A 15,935-nucleotide genomic window follows, 5' to 3' on the forward strand; every position below is an offset into this window, starting at 1 on the left:
CTTAAATTACTTTCTTGGCCGACTACTGGATACTTCAACTTCCCAACTTGATCACCCTCTAACACCTTTTTATTTGAAAAAACAGATTGGTGAGAAACAAAAAACCTTTCGCCAAAACTCAGCGAAAGGTCAAAAAAGTGCACAAAAAAAAGCATGGATGATCTACTCGTTGAGTTTTGGCACTATACAACGTAAAAAGCAAAAGCGCTTTTAGCTACCTTATGAAAAGCCTTATCTCGACAATTCCTGTTCTACCCATTGGCGTCTCTCGACATTTTTGGGCAGTAGCCTATGTTTGTATAGGAGCCTCACCTAACAAATCTTATTCAGTTTTCCCTCACCTAATGTAACAACTATTGGCTGGAATGTCAAACACATTTTCAAAAAAATTGAAACTCTAAGGGATTCGTTTGTCATGTTTTCTTTCTCTAGGTATAATGAACCTATCACAACAGATCGGAGTGAAGGATATGGAACGTACACTTGTTATTATCAAACCTGATGGGGTAAGACGTCATTTGATTGGCCGAATCATCCAGCGTTTTGAAGAAAAAGGATTCGCAATCGCTGAAATGAAATTCGCGACGATGACTGAAAAACTAGCAAAAGAACACTATCAACATCTATCTAATCGAAGCTTTTTCGATGACTTAATCGACTATATGACTTCTGGCCCAGTCGTCTATCTGGTATTAACAGGTGAAGATGTGATCGATCTCGTACGCAAAATGGTCGGTGCAACAAAAGCAGCGGATGCCGTTCCTGGGACGATCAGAGGCGATTTTGCCTTACCTGGTACAGAAAATATCATTCACGCTTCGGATTCACGAGATGCAGCCAATACTGAGATCACACGTTTCTTTCCGCCATTCGATACAAAGAAAGTAGAAGATGCGAAAAAATAAATTTTTTGCTCACTGACTTTTTGAGTGCATAAATTTTTGATCATCTTATTGATATGCCAGTCCTTCTGTTAGAGGTCATGCTCCACACGTTTAGTGAGAGGATTGACTCAATACTAGAGGGACTGGTTTTCCTTTTGTATTAAGTCAAATGCCCACTAAATAGCCGCCTTCAGCAAATCTCTAGCGTTGTGCTTGGATAGACAATAATTTTTCTTCTAATTCATCTCGCTCTTCTTTGCCTAAGGTATACTCGATCACTGCAAATAATGACTCAAACTCCTCTTTTTTGATGGGTTCCCCTAATGCGGTGGCGATCAATCGACGATAATAATCGGACATCAAACTCTCGTAAATGACTGCTGTCTTTGATTTCAAACCTAAACAACGATACATATCTTCATTGATGCTTCGTGCTTTTTTATATCTTTTTTTGTCGATATAATAGATAGTCAAATTCTTTAAAAAAAGAAACAAACACTGATCATAACCTGACTTCATTGCTTTACGCATTCGTTTTTTAATTTTCAAATAATTGTTTTCGATAAAGGAATCGCTGAAAATAAAGGGGAACTCTGCTAATAAGTCTAGTTCATATCGACCAAATTCTTTCAGTTTCATAAAGTAATCTTCGATCATTCGTATCTCATATCCCAAAAATTCCAATTGGATATCTGGCTTCACACTTGATTTCCAATACATATGTATATTCAGTACGAGATAGTAAAGATCAGCCGTTCGCTTAAATTGCTTGCGATTGTCGGCAATTTCTTTGTAGGGATCAAAATCATCCTCCTGAACTTTATTCAAAAGATTACGTGTTTTTCTCGTTTTCCGTGGTTCTTCCACTTGATTTCGTAGCGATTCGTATTCAGTAAGTGTGATATTCAACCGATCAAGAAATGCCATCAGTGTTAAAAAAGAAATTTTTTTGATCGTACGATTCTCGATCCCCACAAGCGAAGTTTTTGAACAGATCCCTTCTGCCAATTGTGACTGTGTCAACTTGCGACTTACCCGTAATTTTTTGATCAATTCTCCATCGTGCATAATACGCCTCCTTTAGTGTGTGCATTTTCCAATAAGATCCTCTTCGTCAGAACAACAACCGAAAAAGAGAAATAACTATCGAAATATTTATTGCATTCACTAATTAAGTACGCATAAATAAAAAAAATATTTGAAGAACAATAAAAAAACTTCTAAAAAGTGAAATTACAACTTTTTAGAAGTTTAGTAAGGTTGTGAAAGAAGCGCTTTGACCTGAACAGTAAGATGAAAAGGCAGAAAATAGTTCCTGATATTTTTTGATTTTTCTGTTTAGTGTTGAAGGTCAGCTACTTGAACACCGTTTATCATAGGTTGTGAAAGAAGCCTTCAGATAGCTTGCTCCTTCACCGACATCTAGCCATGTCTATGGTTTGTCCGCCGATCCATCCTCTGCAGGGTATAGATTGGTTGTTGTTTGATCATGATTTTTAGAATAGACACTTGTTGAGGCTGCACCTTTTTCTTTTTCAATTTGTTGGTTCCGTTGCACTTGATTCTTATAGTCATACTTTGCAGGATCGATCGTCGTAAATCCACTTGGCACATAGAATCGCAAAAGATTTTCTTGATTGAGTTTATCAGAAAGACTCAAAGCTGTTTTTACCTGATTTTGTTCTTGTGCGACTTTTTGTTCCGCTGCTTGGTTTTCTTCAAGTAATGCCCCTGTTTTCGTATCATAGATTTTTCCACCTAATACGGTGTAATCCGGCGCGACAAAATTCCCATTTCTGAATGCCACGACTTGATCATGTTGAGGTGAAAGTAAATCTGTACCAAAATGGATATAATTTTTGTCCTCGATTCCTAATAAATGGAGTAAAGTTGGTAATACATCGATTTCACCACCATACTCATGTTTGACTGTTCCTTTTGTATAACCTGGAATATGGAACATCAGCGGTACTCTTTGCATCTGCGCATTATCAAAATCGCCCCATGTTTCTGGATCTTTTCCTAGTGCTGAAGCAAGGTCTTTATTGTCCGTATTTGAGATACCAAAATGATCCCCGTAAATCACGAACATCGAATGGTCATAAATCCCAGAAGCTTTCAAATAAGTAAAGAACTGTTTGAGCGACTGATCTAAATAATGGGCCGTTCGCACATAATTATCAACGGTACTATTTCCTGTATTTAACGAAGGAAAATCAAAGTTTTTGTCATCTGTATAATAAGGGGTGTGATTCGTGACAGAAAGAAACTTCGCATAAAATGGTTGTTGCAAATGTTCGAGATAGTTTGCGGATTCTCGAAATAGATTTTTATCTAAAATACCATAGCCAAGCATCTCATCTGAATCATCGAAATATGAGCGATCAAAGAAATTATCATACCCTAGATTTTTGTATACATGATCACGATTCCAGAAACTACCGACATTCCCATGAAAAACCGCACTGGTATAGCCTTGTGTCTGATCCAAGATGGCTGGAGCAGCTTGGAACACATTATCTGAACCTAATTCTGTAAACAACGAACCTTGGGGTAACCCAAACGTCCCGGTTTCCAACATGTTCTCAGCATCACTGGTTTTCCCTTGTCCAACTTCATGGAAAAAGTTATCAAAACTGATTGTTCCCTGATCGGTAAAGAGACTATTTAAAAAAGGAGTGACTTCTTGTCCATCTACTTTCATATTGATCAAAAATTGTTGAAAACTTTCCAAATGCAATACGATCACATTTCTTCCTTTTGCAAGTCCAAACATCTCTGGATCAGGAACAGCGTAATGAGATTTGGTGTAATCGAGGACTTCATCTAAGCCATTGCTGCTTGCATGCGCTCTGACACTGCTAGTGATCCCTGTTTTTATCCCATCATAAATCGTATAGGCATCAAGTCCAAGATATTTGACAATATAAGAACGATCGAATGTCCGTTGCAATAATTGAGGGCGATTCGCTTCACTCATTGCCAGATTGCCAGAAAAGATCAACGCAGACAAACAAGTCACCGCAACCGCCACTGGCTTACGCACAGGGGGTGCTTTCAATGGTACTTTTTTTATAAATACGCGAATCAGCAGAAAAGCAAAGACGGCGATATCGATCCAATAAAGGATATCATGAGGCTTCATCAAAGAAAAAGAGCTACCAGACAATCCCTGGGAAACCTTGGAGAAACCTAGTGCTGATTTAACGGTAATGAAATCTGTGAACTCACGATAGAAAATAATATTCAAATATAGCAATAACGTGTTTAAAAAATCGATGATAAATAAAACGATCAAACTTGTTCTGACTTTCTTAAAATACAAAGAAATCCCAAAAAACAATAGCGTTGTCGCTATTGGATTGATCCATAAAATAAACGTTTGGATGCTTCCTTCTACGCCTAAAGAAAAATCAGTATAGTAGGCAAAAATCGTTTTCATCCAAAAGAAAAAGCCAGCAATCAAAACGATGAGTACTTGATGTTGGCCAATTTTTTTTAGTTGTGTCAAAGTCACCACTTCTCTCTAAATTATTGTTCCTGTCTATTTTGCTCCTAAACATTTAGTTTTTGCTAAAAAAATCTGTTTTTTTACTCTTTTTTATAAATTAATAACTGGTGTTCTATCGTTGCTTTTCTGCTTTCCGGAAAGTAACTGCTTCGAAAATAAGGCGGAATCTAGGCAAATTGTCTTAATTTGCCTAGATTCCGCCTTATTGATCAGAGCTGAACATTTCTTGCCCCAACTCTTCAACTAGCTGATCTCAATATTTTTATGTTAGAAAATTTGAACTTTTTTCACTTGTTTATGCGCTTGTTGCTGTTACGGTCCAGTTACTACACTAGAATTAGTCGTATTGGACGTCTCTTCGGATGAAGAGGTGGTGGTTTCAGTTATTTCTTGGATTTCTTCTGTCGTCTTCCGCCATTCAGTCAAGCGTTGATTGACCATCTCTGGGTCTACTTTTTCAGAATAACTAGAAGATACCTTTCCATTTTTTAACCGTGCGACTTTCTGTTTATCTTCGGTCAAAAGCAGCACGCTCAAGTGCTTGTCCCCGTGTTGGACTTGCCTGATTGAAATGGCACTTAATACATCATTGACATTGATGAATTGATTTTTTTCCTTGTCTTTTGGCAGATAAATCTCTAATTCTCCCTTTTCATAGTTCGCTACAACTTCGTAGTCCGCCCACCAATAGGTTGAAAATTCTTTTTTGAATTCATCTACTGAAGCTTTATTTGCAATGGTTGTTTCTGGTTCTTTGTGCGCAAGATCAGCGGTCATTTTACCAGAAAATACTGCGGATAACATAAGTATTATAAAAAAGCCAATTAACCAAAAGAGAAGAAAAGGCCTTTTTTTTCGCATACCTTCTTCCACTCCCATTCAAATTTACCTAATCTATTATATACAAAAAATGAAACTTTAAGCGAAGAAATTAAAGAAAAAGATAAAAAATAACGCATATCGATGATGTAGGAAAGTGAAAATCCCGAGATCATTGTGAATCTCGGGATCATTTTTTAAATTAAAAAATTTCAAAAAAGAACAAATTTCTAATCAAACAGAAAAACTATTTGTATCAGCTACTTCTTTGAACCAGTAGCCAGATTTTTTGATCGTCCGTTTGCCATCAGCTAGATCGACTGAAATAAAGCCATAGCGATTTTTATACGCATTCGTCCATGACCAGTTATCCATACACGTCCACATGTGATAGCCTAAGCAGTTCGCACCTTCTTCGATTGCTTGATGCACATATTTTAAGTGTTCTTGGACAAATTCGATGCGATAATCATCATGGATCATTCCGTCAGCTTCAATAAAGCGGGCTTCATTTTCAACACCCATACCGTTTTCTGAGATAAAACAGTCGATGTTGCCGTAGTTGTCTCGAACATTGATCAAGATATCGTAAATACCTTTTTCATAAATCTCCCACCCACGATAAGGATTCATTTTACGTCCTGGCATTTCATAGTTATCAAAGTAATCTTCGGGCATTGGGCCATTTGTTGTATCGATTGCTGTTTCTTTAGCTTTGACACGGCGTGGCTGATAATAATTGATTCCTAAAAGATCCACCGTATTATTTTTGATAATTGCTAGATCTTCTTCCTGCATGTCCGGAAGAATCTCTAGCTCAGTTACGATCTCGATCAATTCTTGTGGAAATTCTCCTTTAACAGCGGGATCTAAAAATGAGCGATTGAAAAAGGCATCGGCGATTTGCGCAGCTTTCACATCGGCAGGATCGTTCTCATTTCTTGGATAACTAGGTGTTAAATTTAAGATGATCCCGATTTTACCGTCTTGTTTTGTTTCATGATAGGCTTTGATAGCTAACGCAGAAGATAATGCCTCGTGATAGCCAACTTGAACTGCTTTTTTCATATCCGACTCTTCAGGATAATGCCAACGATATAAATAACCAGCTTCGACAGGAACGATTGGTTCATTATGCGTGAACCATTTTTTTACCTTGGTTCCAAATAATTCAAAACAAGTTTTGGCATACGTTTCATAAGCTTCGACAGTTTCACGGGCGAACCAACCACCTTTTTCTTGAAGGTACATCGGCATATCGAAATGATACAAGTTAACAAATGGCTCAATACCATGTGCAATCAGTTCATCAAAATAACTATTATAAAATGCGACTGCTTGGGGATTGACTGCACCTGTATCATCTGGAATCAAGCGACTCCATTGAATAGATGTCCGAAATGAATTATGTCCGGTTTGTTTCATCAACTGAACGTCTTCTTTATATTTTGTATAGACTTGCGACGCTTTTTCCGGACCGACTTGATCAAAGAATTTTTCTGGCTCTTTGGAAAACCAATAATCGAAAATATTGTCTCCTTTATGATCGCCAGGTACCCGACCTTCTGTTTGTGGTCCACTTGCTGCAGAACCCCACCAAAATTTTTCTGGAAATTGATATGTTGTCATTTTTGCACCTCGTTGATTCTTTTCATTTATGTTTTTTTATGTCGCACATCTCAATACAGCAAACGTTTTCTCCGCTTACAACCATTATTATAAACCGTTTTCTCCAAAAAGACTAGACCAATTAGGATAAATAATAAAATCGAACCAATAAGACTAAAAATGTTTACTTTACTTCCCAGCAAACTTCTCCTGGAACCACTCTAAAACATCAATCGCTTCAAAAACTTACTTTTTGTAGCCATTTATTTCATGTTGCTGGATTCAATGGTATAATCACTTTATCCAATCTACTGGGGGCATTATTTTGAAAAAAACATTGATTTACTTTACGTTGATTTTTGCCTTATTCGCTTTTTCTGGCTGTAATCAATCAAATCACTCAACGGAAGAAACAACGAATACGACCACTTTTCAGGCGGATAAATCTGATATAACAAATAGCACCTATACACTGAAGGTCCGAAAAAACATGGACCTTGCCAATGCAGAGATCAAATTTAAAGACGACACGATGGAATGGACACGAACATATGCTGAGTCTGAAACTGATACAGCAAGCACGTCTCCAGATAAAATCGTGTTAACCGATGTCAAGATCACAACTGAAAATGAGGAGTATACGATCGTTGGTAAAAAAGACGGTTCGACTCAGACTTTTCATTTTAGAAAAATCGGTAATTTTCGTATAGAAGATGATGAAGGTAATATCTATACGTTATAGTTTGAGTGCATAACATAAAAGTAGCAGTCGAGACAGAAATGTTTCATCTCGAAAAATAAGGCGTCATCCACGAAAATTGTTTTCCTAATTTTTGTGGATGGTGCCTTATTTTTCGAAGCGGTTACTGCTATTTCGACGTTTATTCAGTTTTAAAATATGCTTTCCCACTCATGTTTCTTTTCATTAGATCGTGCATCTTTTAGCCGTTTTTCACTATGAAAGCTCACAATGATGAGTCAATTTTCTGATACATGCTCATCACTAAAAATTCTAAGTTTTCTTAATTAATTTTGTTTCTATCCTGTGTTTCTGCTATAGTAAAGAAGCACTTGATATACTAAGGAGAAAGAATATGCAGACAGCAAATACTCAAGATTACTGTACCTGTACGACGAATCAAAATGTACACACAGAGATCAACGACCAAGGAAGAGCCAATTTTTGTGACCATTGCCATAAAATGATCGAGGGTTCGAATCAACCTTTTGAGTTTTTTACAAGCCGAGAAGAGTCGAACAAAGAAACAAATAGTTAAAAATACAAAAAAAGAGCGCGGAACAGAAATGTTTAGTCTCTAAAAATAAGGCGACAACTACAAAAATCATTCTTCCACTTTTTGTAGTTGTTGCCTTATTTTTTTAAGAGAGAACTTCTATCACCATCGTTTATTCAGTTACAGGTTGAAAACAATCAGTGAATTTTGCTTTTGTCTCGCCTTACATAGCACCAGACGAATCTAATTGCTGCCCTTTAGCATGTTGATTGTCAGTATAATAACTTCCAGACTGCTGTTCTTCTAATTCAGCCAATTTTGCTTGAATCTGCTCAATCACGACTTGTGCATCTTCAGGTCTTTCAACAAAATCAAAGGCATCACCATCTATTTGGATTTTTGGACAAACATCAAAGTCTTCGTACCATTGATCATATCGTTCATTTAACGAGCGGTAATACTGATAGAGCGTTTCATCACTATCCAATTGTTCATAGTCTCGTCCACGTTTTTTGATTCGTGCCAACATCGTATCAAGAGAGACTTTGATATGCACGAGTAGATCGGGTCTTTTTTTAGGTGCAACATCATCTAATTCATGAAGCATCGTATCTAAGAGGTTATCGTATTGTTGGACTTCAATATCTGACACACGACCTAAATCAGCATTTAGATGAAACAATAAACTGTCTTCATAAATTGAACGGTCCAATACGTTATCATCATGGTTCAGTGCATTTTTCATAGCTAAAAATCGTTTATTCAAAAAAAAGATTTGTAATAAAAACGCATATTGCTCTGGATTAGAGTAAAACAAAGGTAGTACCTCGTTGTCCTCTACATTTTCATAAAATGGTGTTGAATCAATCTTTTTGGCAAGCATATCGGTCAAACTACTCTTTCCTGCGCCAATTGTTCCTGAAATCAATATCACTGACATCTAATCCCTTCTCATTCTATAAATATTCGCCTTTATAAGCACTTTTGGGTAACATCTTAAAATCATATGCTTGGATCGCTTCGAACGTTTTTACATATGAATGTAAACTTTGGGTGATCATCAAATTAGTAGGTACCGTTTCTTCTTGAAAAATGATGATCGGTTTGTCCATCATCGTGGCGACGCCTAATTCATAGGCAGTGCCAGGATCGATCGTCTGATGTTCAAAGTCTAGGATTGCTACAACTTGTTCTGCCGAGGCAAGTTCTTTCATGTCTCTCTCGTAGACTTCTTGCGCCCATCCGCTACTAAACATCTCATAATTACTGTGTTGATGGTGTCTTGGTGAGTAGAAACTATCCACCGTTGGATTGGCAGTCAATGCCGTTTCAACCTGAGCAATCCGCTCGATTTGTTCATCTGAAAAGAAAGGTCCTGCTAAATAAATATAACTCATTATTTAATCTCCTGCATCATTGATTTCGTTTGTTTTTCTGTTGCACATAATTGATCGATCAGCTCAAAAGGATCATTTGAAAAATAAAGATGATTGAGCCATTTCTCAGCCATAAATCCTTCTCTTGCAAAATTCCTAATCAATTCTTTCAATCCTGAATAATACCCATGAACATCAAGGATACCAATTGGTTTTTCTGGTACCAAGCCGATCGCCATCCAGGAGAGTAGCTGCGAAAATTCTTCAAGTGTACCTAGTCCTCCAGGAAAAACCAGCACTGCTTCCCCTTTTTCGAATAATAGTTCCTTACGTTTATCGATCGTTTCTGTTGGTATAAACGTCGTCACATCTGTTTTTGGTAATTCTTCAGAAAACAGCCCGACTGGATAAATCCCTGTTACTTGTCCGCCATTTTGTAAGATCGTGCGACTAAAAACACCCATGATACCCGAATCTGAGCCACCATAAACCAATTCAATTTGTTTTTCTGCCATATATTTTCCAATCGTTTCAGCTAACAGAATATACTTCTGATCTTGTCCAAAACGTGAACCACAAAAAATAGTCAACTTCAAAAAAAACACATCCTTACTAATCGATCTACCTTTATTCTACTCTTGTTTTTTTAAAATAAAAGACTAGATTTAGTTGTATTTTAGTGTTATGCAAAATAAAAAACACTATATATAGTGTTTTGTCTTAGGATAGCATTTCAATAGATTATGTTTTAATACTATTTTTTAAATAACTAAAAACTAAAAAAACGTATGGTCTTACTTTGTGATATTCTCTTTCTTTCGACTTTCTTGCGAATAACATTTGACTTCTGTTGAAGAAAGAAATCTATTTTATTTCTTTTGTTATTTTTATTTGTATCGATCAACAAATTCTCAATGGCTGATCCGTTAGAAGATAGAAAACAGTCAAAACATGGCTGAGGTCAGTACGCATGACTTGCCTTGATCATTGATAAGGGTTCGGAAAAAGCGATAAACGATGTTGTGGATCATTACTTATTCTTTCGATCTTACTTCTGATCAATCGTCCTTGGGTATACGTGTTGGACAAAAAAAGAAGAGGGAACGATTGTCCCTCCTCTTTTGGCACAGTAAATAAAAGCCCATACATTTTATTCATTTAATCGACAAAAAACCTAGCAATCTCTTTTAAGATTCGATACAATGAACTCGGTCGATGGTTTCCATTGACTATGGCAAACTTGATTGGTCAATGCGTTGACTACTCAAGCCCTCAATTTTTAGCTGCCACTAAAAATTGGGGGGCCTTTTTTATTTGACTGTTTCTATCTGCCATTTATGATACTGATTCCCAGATGGAGAGTCAAGCGAATCTGAAAAGCTACGAAAAACTGTACCATTTTTCGCCCATTTTTTTGTATAACTTATTTTATCGATTTAAATCAATCGTTGGATGCGTCAATAATTGATCCACTTGCTTTCTGGTCGTCAGTGGCACATCCCCTTGGATCGTGTGGGCTAAGCGTGAATTACCTAAAGCAAATTGGACGGTTCGATCCAATGACCATTCCTCACTATAGCCTAATAAAATCCCCGCAGCAAAGGCATCACCTGCTCCGATACGATCTAAACTATCCAGTGGATAAGCTTCTGTTTCGATCCATTCTGTCGAAGTCATCAGATAGCCACTTAGTTGTTTCTTTTCACTGGTTGATTGCCGTGTCGTACCAGCAAACCAGTCAATTTGGTAATCACTTAAAAATTCTTGGAACGAACGAATCTTGGCAGAACGACTGGAAAGGTCGATCGGCCTCTCTAATAATTCAGACAAATCACGAACAGAACCAAAGATGACCGTGCAATAGGGCAGTATTTCTTGATAACGTTCCTTCATCACTCTTTTTTTATCTGGCTCTTGGTTTAGACTCGGACGAAAATTAAAATCAAAACAAACTTTTTTTCCTTTCCTATGCGCTGTTTTTGCTACAGCAAGCGCCACTTCCGCTGAATGCTCATTCAAACTCAAACTGATGCCACAGATGTGGACTAAATCAACTGTTTCAATAAAGTCCTCGATGGCATAATCAGCCACTGTAGCTAAGCCAAAAGAACTGTTTTTACGATTTTGATAGGTGATTTCTGTTGGTCTGATCCCATAGCCCATCTCAGCAAAATAAGTACCGATATGTTGTTCTTTTTGAATGACATAGGAGGTATTGATGCCTAAACTCTTCAAATTAGCTAACGCTGCATCTCCCAAACGATTGGCTGGTAGTGCCGTCAACAAGTAACTTTCCAATCCAAAATGTGCTAGATTACCAACTAGATTCACACCTGTTCCAGTATAAGCCATACGCAAAGTGTGTGTTTGTTCCAACATCAGATATTCAGGAGGTGTCAGCCTCAACATCACTTCACCAAATGCACCGATTTTCATGGTCACTCACCTGTTTTCACTAATTTTTTCATCATTTCCAACAACTGACGGACTTCCTGTGGTCGAGTGTCACCTGTCTCTGGATCAATGATCGAACTATAGACGTGGGGAATGATTTTTTTGACTCCTGCATCTAATGCGATCTGAACGATTTCTTCAAAATTCGTCAAATCGATTCCACCTGTTGGCTCTAAATAAAAATCAAACGCTGCACAAGCTGCTGCAACAGCTTCATATTCTTTCTTATGCGCCAATCCCTTCATTGGAAAATATTTGATCGAGCTTCCACCCATATCCTGTAACAAACGAATAGCTGTTTCGATCGGTACCATCGCAGCAGGGCCTTGGCTACTTAAAGGACCAGTGGCAAGATTGACGTATCCTTCTTTTCCAGTTGGAGAAACTAAACCATTGACGATCGTGTCTGACTGTCCTAAGACCGCACGAGAAGCGCCAACACCTGTGAAAACTTGGTTGACATGTTGGGGTTGTAATACTTTCGCCAAGCGAGTCACCATCTGGCTTTGTTTTGGATCGCCGGCACCTAAGCCGATTGATAAGGCGTTATTTGTTGCTTCTTGGTATTTTTTCATGTCTGTGATAGCTGCATCATCACTCGGATAATTTTTAGATAAAACACCTAGTAGGATATGCCCTTCGGCTGCTTCATAACATTCTTTTGCATTTTCGACAGAATTGGCTAGCACATTCAAACAGATTCTATCTTCAAGATAATTTGGGGTCAATGACATCATGATTACTCCTTTGGTTGTAAGATTTCATTTAAACGTTGGATGATCTGTTCCATCTCTTTTTGCGTCACTGAGCGAATATCGAACTCAATAATCCCATTGTTCGCTTGGTACTCTCTGGTATAAATGACTGGGGCTTTTGCTTTTAGCTGCTCGATGATCGTCCTGGCAGAGCCTGTAACGACTTGGATGCTGGCACGATAGATTTCTCGCCCAGCTGGATCTTGGACGACTTTAGCCTTGATACCTGGCAACTTTTCCAGTGCTTCGACAAATGGCTGAACTCTTTTTTTCATCGATTCACCTGATTCACTACCATGTATCAAATAATCATCGACTGCTTGGACAAAGCCTAAAACATTTTCTTTGCCGATCTTCATTGATCGACCAATGCCTTGTGATTGCAGACGAACCCAAGAAACGAGCGGATCTTTACCAATCACCATCCCTGCACTTGGACCTTCAATCGCTTTGGCACCTGAATAGATCACTAGATCAGCGCCCAATGCGGTATATTTCAGTAAGTCTTCTTCGGCTGCTGCATCAACGATCAAAGGCAGTTCGTAGTGATTAGCCACTTTTACCGCTTCTGCCACATCCAACATACTTTTCTGTACGGTATGATGACTTTTGATGTACAAAATACCTGCTGTTTGCTCGGTGATCATCGCCTCGATGTGGTCAGGTGTACATTGGTTGGCATACCCTGCCTCAATGACATGCCCACCTCCTTGTTGGATCATTAATTCCACTGGCACACCGTAATCGACATTGTGACCTTTTGGTAAAATGATTTCTCTGCGTTTGATCGTTTCGTCATAAGGGTGATGCACATGGTACATCGATCCTTGACCGATCACCGCAGCAACGGATTGAGCGATTCCAGCAGATGCGGAAGAAACGATTTGAACATCGTCTACTTCTAATTGTTTTGCCAAGTATGCACCGGTTTTCTTCATCAATTCAGCCATTTCAAAAAAATGTTCGCCCCCAAAACGCTGGGCTTCTAACACCGATTCGCTCAAGGTGGACACGCCTAAGATCGTCATTCGACCAGAAGCATTGATCACTTCATTCAAGCCAAATTTCTCATGATTCACAGTCATAACTGACACCTCCAATAATAACGCTTACAGGGATGATTTGCTGTGTGGTCGTTCGTGTATTGCCATTCGAATCCATCAATTGTTTTTCTTGATCGAGAAACTTATAAATCGTAAAGTCTGCATCAAAGCCTTCTTTGATGTTGCCTTTTGTCGCTAGGTTGAACTGTCTCGCTGGTGCGCTGGTCACTTTTTCAAGGATTTCTTTCCAAGAATAACCGACAACGTAGAGTTTCTCCATCGTCGTTGCTAAATCATATACCGGACCATTTTTACGATTTCTGATATAGATATCTGTGCTGATCGAATCGGCTTTGATTCCCGCATGGAGCGCAGTTTCTGCCACATCAAAATTGAAACTATCAGTCCCATGTCCGATGTCGAACACCACACCATCAGCAATGGCTTTTTTGACGAAGGATTTGATTTCATTGGTCGCTGGATCAATGATGCCATTAGGCTTTCCATTGAAGCAATGAGTCATCACATCATTCTTTCCCATATGCGCTAAAATTTCATCTAAACGTGGAGGCGCAGAACCGATATGGACCATTAATGTTAATCCAGCATTTTGCTTTTGGATTTCTTTTGCTAACTTTAAAGGCGTAATCCCATTTTTACCCACGACTGTTTTACTCATCCGAGCTTTTAGCCCTACAATAAAATCAGGCAATTCTGTTAGTTTTTGATGAACCAGATCTGTTTGGATTTTTGATAAATCTGCCAACTCATCTTGTTCCACAATCCCCCATTTTGAAATATTCAATAAAGCAAAAACATTTGTCTTTGCTTGCTTTGCATGTTCATAAAATGTATGGATGTTCTCCGCACCTGTCGTTCCAGCATCGATGACCGTGGTTACCCCTTTATCCACACCGATTTCATCGGGATAGTCGTAATATAATGTCATTTCTTCAAAACAATGGACATGATCATCGATCCACCCTGCGGAGAGATACTGTTCATCTGAAAGTACCAGTTCTTGTTTCCCAGATTCTTCGATATGCTTACTGATCAAGACGATCTTGCCGTTCTTCACACCGATATCAACAGGTTCTTTGCCTAACTCCTGACTGTTTCTTATAATTAAATCAAACATGACAAACGCCTACTTTTCTTTAAATTTGAATTTTGACCAAGGGTGGACGAAGGATAGTAACAGTTGTTCATCCGCCACAATGGCACCCACTTTATTTTTTCTTGGATCTTGATGTGGCGTTAATACGATCTGTAACTCATTCTTGTATTTCCCAAAAGAATCATTTCCAATGACGACATCACCCACTTGAAACGTTTCTTCATTGTCATGAGGAGGATTAGCATCTGCTTGATACGTTTTTCTCACTTCTGTTGAACGGATCACTTGCGACGTAATGTCTCCTCTGCGAACGTGTTGTTCGTTCAAAACGATTCCTCGTTCGACTTCATGGGTCTGAGGAAGAAACTCAATAGCAAAAACAGTTTGGTATCGATCAACTGTACCTAACGCTTGCAACTCTTCTTCTGAAGCATACGCATTGCCGATAATGACATCATCGATAAGATTAGTCGCAAATAAATGTTTAGCCGCTGGAACGACACCTAACTGGCGATGCATTTCCAATGTTGGTAAGCCATCGTTTACATCCCAAGGGCCGATTGTTCCCGTTTGAGAGGTAATAAAAGCGGCGGTACGGATGCCTTGGCGTTTAAATCGGCAACTGCACGTTTCAAAAAATTCATAAGGAAGTCCAGTTCCTGCTTGAGGATAAAAATTATGACACCCGTATAAAAACGGGGTATTCGCTTGGTGGCTCAAAATATTTTCTAAATAGGCCACATCATTACTCATATTCAATTCAATTGCTAACTGGTAAGGATTGTAAGTCAGTAGCGCTTCTTTTCTACCATCAAAGCCTAAATCTAAACGAATCCCATCTGCACCTAGTTCATGAAAAAAACTCATGTCATCATAAGAAATGTTCAACTGTTCGAAAATCGATGGTGCGACATCTAAAATCGTTTCAAAGCCAAGTGATGAAGCATATTCGATCAATTGTTGAAATTTCTGTTTGATTTGTTCTGTTTCCTCAGTCACTTCTAACATGCTCATAAAAATTCGAGTAAACCCATATTTATGTGCCATTTCGAGATAGGCACGATCTTCTTGCGGATTGCTATGATCAGGATAAAGAGAGATTCCTAGTGAACGTTTCATATTAACGCCTGCTT

15 protein-coding genes and 1 riboswitch are annotated in these 15,935 nt (G+C 38.4%); of the genes, 3 read left to right on the forward strand and 12 right to left on the reverse strand.

From position 1 onward, the window contains the following. Positions 1 to 154: 154 nt before the first annotated feature. A riboswitch (M-box (ykoK) riboswitch) is annotated at positions 155 to 327 on the reverse strand. Between the two features lie 143 nt (positions 328 to 470). Further along, positions 471 to 905: a nucleoside-diphosphate kinase gene (ndk, locus tag IGJ95_RS10880; protein ID WP_010734714.1), complete on the forward strand. Its 435-nt coding sequence runs from the start codon at positions 471 to 473 to the stop codon at positions 903 to 905. 180 nt (positions 906 to 1,085) lie between these two features. Here ndk and IGJ95_RS10885 read toward each other — a convergent pair whose 3' ends face one another. The 4 genes from IGJ95_RS10885 to IGJ95_RS10900 form a co-directional block, all read right to left on the reverse strand. Beyond that, positions 1,086 to 1,952, reverse strand: a complete 867-nt coding sequence (locus IGJ95_RS10885) for a helix-turn-helix domain-containing protein (RefSeq protein ID WP_010734713.1) — start codon at positions 1,950 to 1,952, stop codon at positions 1,086 to 1,088. Between the two features lie 364 nt (positions 1,953 to 2,316). Then, positions 2,317 to 4,395, reverse strand: a complete 2,079-nt coding sequence (locus tag IGJ95_RS10890; RefSeq protein WP_438761861.1) for an LTA synthase family protein — start codon at positions 4,393 to 4,395, stop codon at positions 2,317 to 2,319. A gap of 312 nt (positions 4,396 to 4,707) precedes the next feature. Further along, the gene (locus tag IGJ95_RS10895) at positions 4,708 to 5,256 is read right to left on the reverse strand and encodes a hypothetical protein (protein WP_080674330.1); all 549 of its coding nucleotides are present in this window, start codon (positions 5,254 to 5,256) and stop codon (positions 4,708 to 4,710) included. Positions 5,257 to 5,448: 192 nt separating this feature from the next. Further along, complete coding sequence (locus tag IGJ95_RS10900; RefSeq protein ID WP_010734710.1) at positions 5,449 to 6,843, reverse strand: glycoside hydrolase family 1 protein; 1,395 nt, start codon at positions 6,841 to 6,843, stop codon at positions 5,449 to 5,451. A 304-nt stretch (positions 6,844 to 7,147) separates the two neighbouring features. Between IGJ95_RS10900 and IGJ95_RS10905 the strand changes: the two genes are divergently transcribed. Together IGJ95_RS10905 and IGJ95_RS10910 are read left to right on the forward strand one after the other, a co-directional pair. Then, complete coding sequence (locus IGJ95_RS10905; RefSeq protein ID WP_153830176.1) at positions 7,148 to 7,564, forward strand: hypothetical protein; 417 nt, start codon at positions 7,148 to 7,150, stop codon at positions 7,562 to 7,564. Positions 7,565 to 7,916: 352 nt separating this feature from the next. Beyond that, a complete protein-coding gene (locus tag IGJ95_RS10910; protein WP_010734708.1) occupies positions 7,917 to 8,099 on the forward strand; it encodes a hypothetical protein in 183 nt (60 codons plus the stop codon). Between the two features lie 181 nt (positions 8,100 to 8,280). Here the strand turns inward: IGJ95_RS10910 and IGJ95_RS10915 are convergent, their stop codons facing one another. From IGJ95_RS10915 to IGJ95_RS10950, 8 genes are all read right to left on the reverse strand, one after another. Further along, positions 8,281 to 8,997 (reverse strand): deoxynucleoside kinase, encoded by a 717-nt coding sequence (locus IGJ95_RS10915; RefSeq protein ID WP_010734707.1) that lies wholly within the window; start codon positions 8,995 to 8,997, stop codon positions 8,281 to 8,283. A gap of 16 nt (positions 8,998 to 9,013) precedes the next feature. Continuing rightward, positions 9,014 to 9,454, reverse strand: coding sequence for a nucleoside 2-deoxyribosyltransferase (locus tag IGJ95_RS10920; protein ID WP_010734706.1), 441 nt, complete (start codon positions 9,452 to 9,454; stop codon positions 9,014 to 9,016). Continuing rightward, the gene (locus tag IGJ95_RS10925; RefSeq protein WP_023520143.1) at positions 9,454 to 10,029 is read right to left on the reverse strand and encodes a TIGR00730 family Rossman fold protein; all 576 of its coding nucleotides are present in this window, start codon (positions 10,027 to 10,029) and stop codon (positions 9,454 to 9,456) included. Before IGJ95_RS10925 ends, IGJ95_RS10920 begins: the two co-directional genes overlap by 1 nt. A gap of 832 nt (positions 10,030 to 10,861) precedes the next feature. After that, positions 10,862 to 11,869: a sugar kinase gene (locus tag IGJ95_RS10930; RefSeq protein ID WP_010734704.1), complete on the reverse strand. Its 1,008-nt coding sequence runs from the start codon at positions 11,867 to 11,869 to the stop codon at positions 10,862 to 10,864. A gap of 2 nt (positions 11,870 to 11,871) precedes the next feature. Then, complete coding sequence (gene dagF, locus IGJ95_RS10935; protein WP_034691486.1) at positions 11,872 to 12,621, reverse strand: 2-dehydro-3-deoxy-phosphogluconate aldolase; 750 nt, start codon at positions 12,619 to 12,621, stop codon at positions 11,872 to 11,874. A 5-nt stretch (positions 12,622 to 12,626) separates the two neighbouring features. Continuing rightward, a complete protein-coding gene (locus IGJ95_RS10940; RefSeq protein ID WP_153830174.1) occupies positions 12,627 to 13,727 on the reverse strand; it encodes a DgaE family pyridoxal phosphate-dependent ammonia lyase in 1,101 nt (366 codons plus the stop codon). Further along, entirely contained in the window at positions 13,711 to 14,823 is a 1,113-nt protein-coding gene (locus IGJ95_RS10945; protein ID WP_010734701.1) for an amidohydrolase/deacetylase family metallohydrolase, read from the reverse strand. The genes IGJ95_RS10940 and IGJ95_RS10945 overlap by 17 nt, the downstream gene beginning before the upstream one ends. A 9-nt stretch (positions 14,824 to 14,832) precedes the next feature. Further along, positions 14,833 to 15,921: a DUF871 domain-containing protein gene (locus IGJ95_RS10950; protein ID WP_023520146.1), complete on the reverse strand. Its 1,089-nt coding sequence runs from the start codon at positions 15,919 to 15,921 to the stop codon at positions 14,833 to 14,835. Between the last annotated feature and the right edge of the window lie 14 nt (positions 15,922 to 15,935).

This window comes from Enterococcus sp. AZ156, assembly GCF_051714165.1.
Taxonomy (GTDB): domain Bacteria; phylum Bacillota; class Bacilli; order Lactobacillales; family Enterococcaceae; genus Enterococcus_B; species Enterococcus_B pernyi.

Excerpts from the sequence above, each read along its gene's own strand:
- ndk (WP_010734714.1), top strand. The coding sequence starts at position 471 with ATGGAACGTACACTTGTTATTATCAAACCTGATGGGGTAAGACGTCAT.
- IGJ95_RS10900 (WP_010734710.1), bottom strand. The coding sequence starts at position 6,843 with ATGACAACATATCAATTTCCAGAAAAATTTTGGTGGGGTTCTGCAGCA.
- IGJ95_RS10885 (WP_010734713.1), bottom strand. The coding sequence starts at position 1,952 with ATGCACGATGGAGAATTGATCAAAAAATTACGGGTAAGTCGCAAGTTG.
- IGJ95_RS10910 (WP_010734708.1), top strand. The coding sequence starts at position 7,917 with ATGCAGACAGCAAATACTCAAGATTACTGTACCTGTACGACGAATCAA.
- IGJ95_RS10945 (WP_010734701.1), bottom strand. The coding sequence starts at position 14,823 with ATGTTTGATTTAATTATAAGAAACAGTCAGGAGTTAGGCAAAGAACCT.
- dagF (WP_034691486.1), bottom strand. The coding sequence starts at position 12,621 with ATGTCATTGACCCCAAATTATCTTGAAGATAGAATCTGTTTGAATGTG.
- IGJ95_RS10940 (WP_153830174.1), bottom strand. The coding sequence starts at position 13,727 with ATGACTGTGAATCATGAGAAATTTGGCTTGAATGAAGTGATCAATGCT.
- IGJ95_RS10950 (WP_023520146.1), bottom strand. The coding sequence starts at position 15,921 with ATGAAACGTTCACTAGGAATCTCTCTTTATCCTGATCATAGCAATCCG.
- IGJ95_RS10915 (WP_010734707.1), bottom strand. The coding sequence starts at position 8,997 with ATGTCAGTGATATTGATTTCAGGAACAATTGGCGCAGGAAAGAGTAGT.
- IGJ95_RS10930 (WP_010734704.1), bottom strand. The coding sequence starts at position 11,869 with ATGAAAATCGGTGCATTTGGTGAAGTGATGTTGAGGCTGACACCTCCT.
- IGJ95_RS10895 (WP_080674330.1), bottom strand. The coding sequence starts at position 5,256 with ATGCGAAAAAAAAGGCCTTTTCTTCTCTTTTGGTTAATTGGCTTTTTT.
- IGJ95_RS10920 (WP_010734706.1), bottom strand. The coding sequence starts at position 9,454 with ATGAGTTATATTTATTTAGCAGGACCTTTCTTTTCAGATGAACAAATC.